The sequence below is a fragment of the Megasphaera sp. MJR8396C genome (assembly GCF_001546855.1).
Taxonomy (GTDB): Bacteria; Bacillota; Negativicutes; order Veillonellales; family Megasphaeraceae; genus Megasphaera.
Genome location: NZ_KQ958201.1, coordinates 1 through 9,088 on the forward strand (window position 1 = coordinate 1; position 9,088 = coordinate 9,088).

Consider the following 9,088-nt stretch of genomic DNA (forward strand, 5'->3'; position numbering starts at 1 on the left):
GTTGCCAGCTCAACAGGGTAAACCCCATACCAAAACAGCCTCCTCTATCGATTCCGATAAAGGAGGCTGTTTCTTATGTCTTTATGAAGCACTGATTACTGATTCAAGCGGTTCATAATATCCTGCATCTGCTTTTCAAGGGCGTCGATGCGTTTATCCTTGGCTTCGTTTTCCGCCTTCATGGTGTCGATTTCCTGCTGCTGTTCGGAAATGACGCCGACCAAAGCATCTCTCGAATAGCCGGCATAAGGACTGCCCTGACCGAACTTGAAACTGACGCCGGCGTTGAACATGTTTTCTCCGCCGCCCATGCTGGTTCCGATGGAGAAGAGGATGTCGTTCGTCGGCCGATAGAAGGCGCCGATAGCGACGGCGTTAGCCGATTTGTAATTGCCGTAGCCTGCCGCAAAGTCCCACTTGGCGCTGGGATCGTAATCCTGAGGATGGAGGGCTGCCAAAGCCGCTGCCCCGGCGCCGACGCGGTTGATACGCGTATCGAGTTTGCTGACCCGGCCGTTCAGATTGGTCACGTTACTGGAAATATCCGTCACTTCATTGGTGAGGCTGGTAATCTTATTGGTATTGGTCGTGATCTGGGTCGTGTTAGCAGCTACCTGGCTGTCTAAAGCCGTCAAGTTATCCCCGGCCGACTTCGATTTCTTCACATACGTACCGTCTTGAGCGACTCGCGTTTCGTTATATACCGTACCGCCAGTCACGATGCCCGTGTTACCCGATTCCACCTTGCCGTCGGTATTGACCTTAATCTTGTATTCCGTCCCGCCAATGGTATTCTTTCCCGTACTGTCGATAGAAATCGTGCTGTCTCCGTCGGCATTGGCAATGGTGTTTCTCGTATCGATAGCCGAAGCAATGGTCGATAAGTTGACGCTGCCTGAAATAATTTCCGTCCCATCCGAATTTTTAATGGACAGGCCCAATTTATTATCTTGGAAGGTCAACGCGTCCGTACTTTCTTGCAAGCCCGTGCCTGCTGCATCTACGGCAGCTTTGAGCTGAGCCACGTTGACGGCATCGGTATCCTCAGTACCGGCAGCGACGTTGGTGATTTGACGAGTGATACCCGTTTCACTGTCACCAACGGAAACAGCAGCGGCATTGGACTGCCATGTAGAAGTAATCTTAGTCTTTTCCGATACGGCTGCCGTGTAAGCGGTATTAGCCTCATTCATGCTGGATTCGGCCGCATCCATGGCATCTCTGGCGGCATCATTGGCAGCCTTGGCGGCATCCATCTGCTCTTTAATTTTTTTACCCTGATCCGAATCATGGTCAATCCCGTTATAAGCATGTACAGCTTGAACATAGTCGGCATTCTTTGCCAAGTAATCGGAAACCTTGCTGTCATACTCCGTTTTGGCATCGGAAAGAGCCGTTTCCAAACCGGGTATCTTCGTATTCAATTCTTCCAATTTAGCTGCTTTTCCGGTGAAGGCCACAATGGCCGCTTCACTGTCAAAAGCCTTGCCGGTAACCGGATTATATCCATAAGCGCCTTTATCAACTGAAGCAATAGCATTACTACCAATAGCCACACCGCCATCATGCTGTACATCCGTATTATAGCCGAGCATGACGGCATTGCTGATATTTGCCGTATGTTCTCTTACCGGTTTCTGTACCTTTACTACATAAGTAAGGGTATCTCCTGTCCACTGCAGATCACCCGTCGTATGAGCGTAACTCTGCGGAGTATACGTTTGCTCTTCATATCCATCTTTGGTCCCCATCGTTCCCAGAATGACGTTATTTTTACCACCTGATAAGGTATGGTAATCACCGATGACGACGTCTGTCGTCGCATCGCTAAGCTTATTGCCGGTCCCCATGACAGAGACATTATTGACATTATTTGCTTTATTTTGATAGCCTGTAACCATGTTATAATCACTGGCCGCAGTTTCTGTACCATTCAAAATGTTCCCCGTGCCAACGATGGACGAGCGTCTGGCATAATCCGATACGTTGCCGTTCCCCAGAGCAAATACAGAGCCGCCGTTAAGAGTAGCATAATCACCCATGATTTCAGAAAAATGTTCTTTATATCCGATATTATCACCGCCGTGATAGAGCAGCTCGCCCATACGACCGGAGAGGAATCCACCTTCAATGCCTTCGTTTATATTACCAAATGCATTGGTCACCCGGTTACCGGTACCAAAAACCATGGAGTTAAATGATGAATCAACCTTATTCAGCATACCGAAAGCGCCGGTTGCTATTGATACACCAAATCCAGTGTCACTTTCGGTACTAATTTTATTATCAATACCATAGAGAGAAGCATAATAAGTCATCGCCTCAACAGTCGATCGAATACCTACGGCCGTGCTTGCAGGTCCTAAAGTTTTTACTCGACTCCCGATTGCCGTACTGCCATCCCCACCAAAGGCATGATAGCCGATGACAACCATGTTCCTTCCTCGGATATCATTATCAGCAGAGTTCTTTTCATCAGTCGACAAAGATCCAATAATAATAGAATCTGTAAGCTCAGTATTATTCCGATTATCACCAATAACAATACCTGCAGCCGTCCCCCTAATATTATTATTATTACCGATAACAGTTAAAGCATCCCATTCATTGCGATAGGTATCATTACCTGTAATAACATTACCACGACCAATAGTTAAGTCAGAAATGTTAGGTTCACGGCCTTCCGGATGACCATAATCGGTAACCGTGCCGACATCTCGGGCAATTATCTTATTATTATCGCCGATGACGTGTTGTTTACGGCTACCCCGAACTTCATTATTATTACCAAAAATCCGAGTATCCAGGCTCGCTTCATATCTCGTTCCACCATCGTAAGGGTAGCTCTTTGTCACCTTATTATCATTGCCGACGATATTGACGCCATTGCTGTCTTCAACGGTATTGGTATCGCCAAGGATATTCGCATCTTCACTGCCGGTCACGGAGTTTTCCGTTCCTACGACGCGAGCCGTTTTATCATCGGTCACGGTATTGGTCGCCCCCGTCGCCGTACCGCTGTCGACGACAATGTTATCCGCCGCATAGGAAGACATCCACATGCCGGACAGGCTCAGTCCTGCTAAAACCATGGCTGCTAAAGCCGTCTTTTTCACGATACGACGGCCATGGCTCTTGGTCCGACTGTTGGCCATTTCCGACACGACGACGCAGCAGTTCTTTGCTCGACTCCAAATAACCCGATAAATCCTGTTCATAAAGGCGCTCCTTTCTAAATCCAGTAACACTGCGATTAAAACTTACACTATAAGTATACAATTATTTAATATAATCGTAAAGTTAGTCACTTTATGTCAGAATTTTATACTTTTATAGTCAACAGAAAAATTTTCCTTCGTCGTTCAAAATATTCTCTCCCCTGTTTCATCCCTATCGTCGATAAAAAGTAGATAAATATGGTACAATGGCGCTAGAATATATAGAAAGGAAAAGATGCTTATGAAGTTCAGCTCCACTTATATAACGCCTGTCAAATGGGCATTTTTAAGCGCCTGTCTGCTCTCGTTGATTCACGTCGTCAGTGCGCTGGCCGTACCGACTTTAACGGCCAGCATCATCAACGAAGGCGTTCTTCAGGGCGATCTCGACGCCATCAGCCGCCTCAGCGTCGCCATGCTCGGCGCCTCTCTGGTGACCCTCATCGGCTCCCTGGGCGCCGTCTATTTGAGTTCTCACATCGCCTCTCATGTCAGCCTCCGCATGCGCCAGCAATTGGTACAGGCCCTACAGGACTTTTCTCTATCCGATTTTTCTAAATACGGCACGGGCACCCTGCTCATGCGGGCTACGCGGGACGTCGAAAAAATTCAATCCGTCCTCTCTGAAGGCATCAATATGATTCTTCCCATGCCCCTCATGATTCTCGTCGGCCTGAGCCTTACCTTCTATAAAAGTTTTGAAATGGGCCTCATCATCTTGAGCCTGATGATCATGATGGTCGCCCTCATGGTTGTCATCCAAAAACGGGCCCTGCCCATCGTCAGGGCCGTCCAGCAGCAACTGGACAAACTGACCGACTTGGTCCGCGACCACATCATCGGCATGTCGGTCATTCGGGCCTTTAATCGCAGCCGCGATGAAAAAGCCGCTGAAATCCGGATGTTTTCCGATTTGTCGTCCAAAGAAACGCAGTTGGCCCGGACCTATGCCATCGGCCTCCCCAGTATCCTCATCATCTTCAATATGAGTACCGTCGTCATCCTTTGGCTCGGCGGCTACCAAATCGATTCGGGAGAACTGCAGATCGGCGACATCATGGCCATTATCGAATACGCCACCCTCATTTTGATGAACCTCATCATGGCCGTCTTCGTCCTCCTCGACGTACCGGAAGCCGTCATCTGCTATGGTCGAATTCAAGAATTACTGCTGCACATTGAAAATAAAATCACCTCGCAAAATCCTTTGCGCATCCATTCCGCCAAAGAGCTCATAAATACGGTCGATCCCGAAAAAAATGTGCCTACAGTCTCTGGCAAAAACTCACCCTTATTGGAGTTCCGCCACGTCACCTTCCGCTATGACGACGCCGAAGAAGCGGCCTTAAAAGACATTTCCTTTACCCTCAAAGCCGGTGAAACCATGGCCGTCATGGGGGATATCGGCTCTGGGAAAAGTACGCTGGCCAAGCTTATTTTAGGCCTGTACCCCATTGAATCGGGAGACATCCTCTTTGACGGTAAGTCTATTTTCACACAGCCCATAGAATCCATCCGCAACCAAATCGGTTATGTGCCGCAAAAAGCCTACCTCTTCACCGGATCCATCGCCATGAATCTTTCCTACGGCAAGGCCCAAAATTCTGGCCAAGCCCTGTCGGCCAATGAGCTGGAAGAGGCGGCCAAACTTGCCGGCGCCCATGAGTTTATCGAGCGTTTTGAAGACGGCTATGACCACCTGCTCGCCCAAGGCGGCACCAACCTGTCCGGCGGTCAGCGTCAGCGTCTGGCCATGGCTCGGGCCTTAGTGAGAAAGCCTCGGCTGCTTATCTTCGACGACAGTTTTTCTGCCTTGGACGGCATTACGGAGCAGCAAGTACGAAAGGCCGTGGCTAAGGAAATCAGGGGAACGGCCGAAACTACGATGTCGTCCGAAAATAAAAAACTTACAAGCCGCGCCTTCATCTCCATCGAGCAGAAGGTCAGCGCCGCCCAAAAAGCCGATAAAATCCTGATTATCAATCAGGGACAAGCCGTCGGCGTCGGAACTCACGACGAATTGTTGGCCCATTGCCCCATTTACCAGCAAATCGTGACCTCACAGGAGGTGGCCCTATGAATCTCGTCAAACGCTTTCTCTGTGACTCACGCGACCAGTGGTGGCGCCTTGCCATCCTTACCTTAGCCCTCATTTTGGCGGCCAGTTTTGAAATCATTGCCCCGCGGCTCTTGGGCAACATCGTCGATGCCATCGTTCACGGCATCGAGCAGCAGCAGGAAATTACGGCCATTTTAGACGGAACAACGAATACGGTGCTGCTCCTCATCGCCTTTTACACCTGCCACGCCGTATTTACCTACGCCAGCGAATATATCATCGCCGGATCGTCACAGCACATGGTCCTGGCCCTGCGCAGCCGCGTGAGCCACCACCTCCACCATCTGCCCATGGCCTATTTCAATCAGCACAACCGCGGCGATATGCTGAGCCGCCTGACCAGTGATTTGGACGCTGTCGGAGAAACTCTGCGCGAAGGCATTCCCGGCATGATTTCAGCCTTTATCGGCATCGTCGGGGCTGTGTCCATGATGATTTGGATTAGCCCGAAACTGGCAGCCATCATCCTCAGCGTCATCGTCGTCGGGGTCCTGGGCCTGACCTTTACGGCCAAAAAGGCTCGCACCATCTACCTGCGCAAACAGGAAGCCTTAGGAGCCGTCAACGGCGGCATCGAGGAATTGATTTCCGGCAAGCAGATTGTCCAAGCCTTCGGTCTTGAAAAAATCACGACGGACAATCTGAGCGAGTTGAATACCCGCCTCTTCACCCGCGAGCGGCAGTCCGGCTTTATGGGCCAGCTGATCATGCCCCTGGTCAATTTCATCAACCAAATCGGCTACGTTCTGGTCGCCATCCAAGGCGGTCTCTTCGTCCTCGGCGGCCAGATTACCCTCGGTGACATTCAGGCCTTCTTCCTCTACGTCAGCCAAGTGTCGGACCCCATTTCCCGCATCTCCTATATCTTGACTCGCTTTCAAGAAACGCACGCCGCCTTGGGCCGCATCTATGAAATTTTAGACTATCCCCTGGAAGACGATTCCGGTACGATAGAAGCACTTCCCGGTGAAACCGAAGTCCGGCAAACGGCCTCTGCCCCGTCAGTCGGCAATGCCATCGAATTTAAACACGTAACCTTTGACTACAGCGCCGATAAGCCTCTCATGGAGGATGTCAATTTTGAGATTCCCAAAGGTCACGTCGTCGCCATCGTAGGACCTACGGGCGCCGGCAAAACGACAATTATCAATCTCCTCATGCGCTTTTACGAAATCTCCGGCGGCACCATTACCATTCACGGCAGGGATATTCGCCAGTTGAGCCGCGAAACCCTGCACCGGCAAATCGGCATGGTACTGCAGGATACGTGGATTTTCACGGGCACCATTGCCGAAAACATCGCCTACGGTAAACCGGATGCCTCCCGCGAAGAAATCGTCAGGGTCGCCAAACTGGCTATGGCCGACCACTTTATTCGTACCCTACCGCTCGGCTACGACACGATGCTGAAAAACGGTGCCGACGACTTGTCCCAGGGACAGCGGCAATTATTGACCATTGCCCGGGCTTTCTTAATCAATCCCAGCATCTTGGTCCTCGATGAAGCGACGGCCAACGTCGATACCCGCACCGAAGTCGAAGTCCAAAAAGCCATGAACCAACTGTTGAAAGGCCGGACGGGCATCGTCATCGCCCATCGCCTGTCGACCATTCGTGACGCCGATTTTCTCCTCGTCGTCAATCAAGGCCAGATCGTCGAACAAGGGACTCACGGCGAACTCTTGGCCCGCGGCGGTTATTATAAAGAACTGTATGAAAATTACGCCAAAGGCATGGCGGTATAGAAGGTCACCATCTCGACCACAGAAAAACGGGACTGTTCCCAGGTACATCTACCCGGGGACAGTCCCGTTTTGTCTTGTTCTAAAAGGCCTTGATTACTAGTTCGCGTTCGGCTTATTTATTTGCCAACTGGCGCAGGATGTCCTGAACCTGTGTGCGCAGTTCGGCATTTTCCTGAGCCTGTTTTTCAACTTGTGCCCGCAATGCTTCATTTTCCTGTTCCTGCTTTTCCACACGAGCATTCAAAGAGCCGATGGTCGAAGCCTGTTCCGATACGACTTCTGCCAAAGAAGCCTTGGAGTAATTTGAATACTCATTGCTGCTGCCAAACTTGAAGCTGACGCCGGCGTTGAACATGTTTTCCCCGCCGCCCATGCTGGTTCCAATAGAGAACAGAACATCGTTCGTCGGCCGATAGAAGGCACCGATAGCAACGGCATTAGCCGATTTGTAATTGCCATAGCCTGCCGCAAAGTCCCACTTGGCCGTCGGATCATAATCCTGAGGATGAAGGGCCGCTAAGGCAGCTGCTCCGGCACCGACGCGGTTGATGCGCGTATCGAGTTTGCTGACACGGCTGTTCAGATTGGTCACGTTGCCGGAAATATTGGTGATGGCATCGGTGTTGGTTTTCACCTGGCTGTCCAAGACCGTTAAGTTTTCAGCCGCGGAATTCGATTGTTTGATATATTCACCGTCTTTCGATACGCGAGTTTCATTGTACACCGTATCTCCGGTGACGATGCCCGTATTGCCCGCTTCCACCTTGCCGTCGGTCACGACGCTGAGGGAGTATTCTGTGCCGCCAAAGTCATTATCTTTGGTCGTGAAATCAATATGGCCGCCTTCGGCTTTAGCAATGGTGTTCTTGGTATCAATAGCAGAACCGATTTTATCGATTTCAACGCTGCCCGATACCTTGTTGCCCGCCGTATCTTCAATTTCCAATTTGAGTTTGTTGCCGTCAAGTGTAAGAGCGCTGTCGGAGCCCTTAAGGGTCGTATCCTTAGCGGAAATCTTATAGCTGTTTTCCGTAGAGCCCTTTTCAACAGTAATATTGTCACCGGCTTCAATCGTTGTTTTGCCTTCCTTCACAGCGTCGGAAATAGACTCTTGAACTTGTTTCAACTGAGCCACGTTGACGGCATCCGTATCGGCGGAGCCGGCGGCTACGTTCGTAATCTGACGAGTTGCTTGCCCCGTAGTACCATCACTATAATTAACTTGTCCCCCAACAGATACAGCACCGAGAACAGATTTCCAAGCGGCTTCGCTACTTGTAGACTCTTTTTTAGTAGATGGATCATAACCGAAAACTCCACCGGCTCTATCGGCTGTACTAAAAGAACCTAAGGCAACGCCTTGGGTAACTGTGGCTTTGGCTGCAGTACCTAAGGCAGTAGCATAAAATCCGCTTACCGCACTGCTGGTTCCCAATGCGAGTGCTGAAGTATTCGTAGCTTTTGCGTTAGTACCAAGAGCAATTGCATATGCACCTTGGGCAGTTGTTGTTGTTTCATTACGATTATTATTGCCAATCGCAATGGCCCAATCACCATTAACCTCAGCAGAGTTACCCACAGCTAAACCCATTTCACCTTTGACGTTCAAATTGTTGCCCAAGGCCACTCGCCATTGGCCGCCTTCCATCATGCCGCCTTCAATGGAATTCGCATGTCCAAAGGATGCGCCCAACGTATCGACATGAGAACTTGTACCAACGGCAATACTGCCGCCACTTACGGTATTCAACAAGCCTACGGCAACGTTCTGGTCAGAGCCGGAATCATTCTTTGTATAGGTCCAGCTATTGCCATTCTGCACGGCAGTATAGCCAACTAGGTTACCGACACCGAGAACGGTATTCTGCTCACCGAATACTTTCGTTAACTTATTATCACCATTATTGTAATCCGTTGCAAAAACGGCGTTATGAGTACCGTCAACGTCGATACTATGTCCAACGACGATGCTGTTATTTCTGCCATTCTTAACGCCCGTAACGGTC

The 9,088-nt window shown here is 50.1% G+C and carries 4 protein-coding genes; 2 read left to right on the forward strand and 2 right to left on the reverse strand.

The window, feature by feature from the left end; translation table 11 throughout:
* Positions 1-95 precede the first annotated feature (95 nt).
* Positions 96-3,218, reverse strand: a complete 3,123-nt coding sequence (locus tag HMPREF3201_RS07800) for an ESPR-type extended signal peptide-containing protein (protein WP_062412520.1) — start codon at positions 3,216-3,218, stop codon at positions 96-98.
* Positions 3,219-3,525: 307 nt separating this feature from the next.
* Here HMPREF3201_RS07800 and HMPREF3201_RS07805 point away from each other — a divergent pair, with 307 nt between their 5' ends.
* Positions 3,526-5,298, forward strand: coding sequence for an ABC transporter ATP-binding protein (locus HMPREF3201_RS07805; RefSeq protein WP_369794837.1), 1,773 nt, complete (start codon positions 3,526-3,528; stop codon positions 5,296-5,298).
* The gene (locus HMPREF3201_RS07810; protein WP_062412522.1) at positions 5,295-7,082 is read left to right on the forward strand and encodes an ABC transporter ATP-binding protein; all 1,788 of its coding nucleotides are present in this window, start codon (positions 5,295-5,297) and stop codon (positions 7,080-7,082) included. The genes HMPREF3201_RS07805 and HMPREF3201_RS07810 overlap by 4 nt, the downstream gene beginning before the upstream one ends.
* Before the next feature lie 112 nt (positions 7,083-7,194).
* Here HMPREF3201_RS07810 and HMPREF3201_RS07815 read toward each other — a convergent pair.
* On the reverse strand, positions 7,195-9,088 hold a 1,894-nt coding region (locus tag HMPREF3201_RS07815), incomplete at its 5' end, for a YadA-like family protein (protein ID WP_197408277.1).

What these genes read in the sequence shown, in the direction of transcription:
- HMPREF3201_RS07800 (WP_062412520.1), bottom strand. Translation starts at nt 3,218, where the DNA reads ATGAACAGGATTTATCGGGTTATTTGGAGTCGAGCAAAGAACTGCTGC.
- HMPREF3201_RS07810 (WP_062412522.1), top strand. Translation starts at nt 5,295, where the DNA reads ATGAATCTCGTCAAACGCTTTCTCTGTGACTCACGCGACCAGTGGTGG.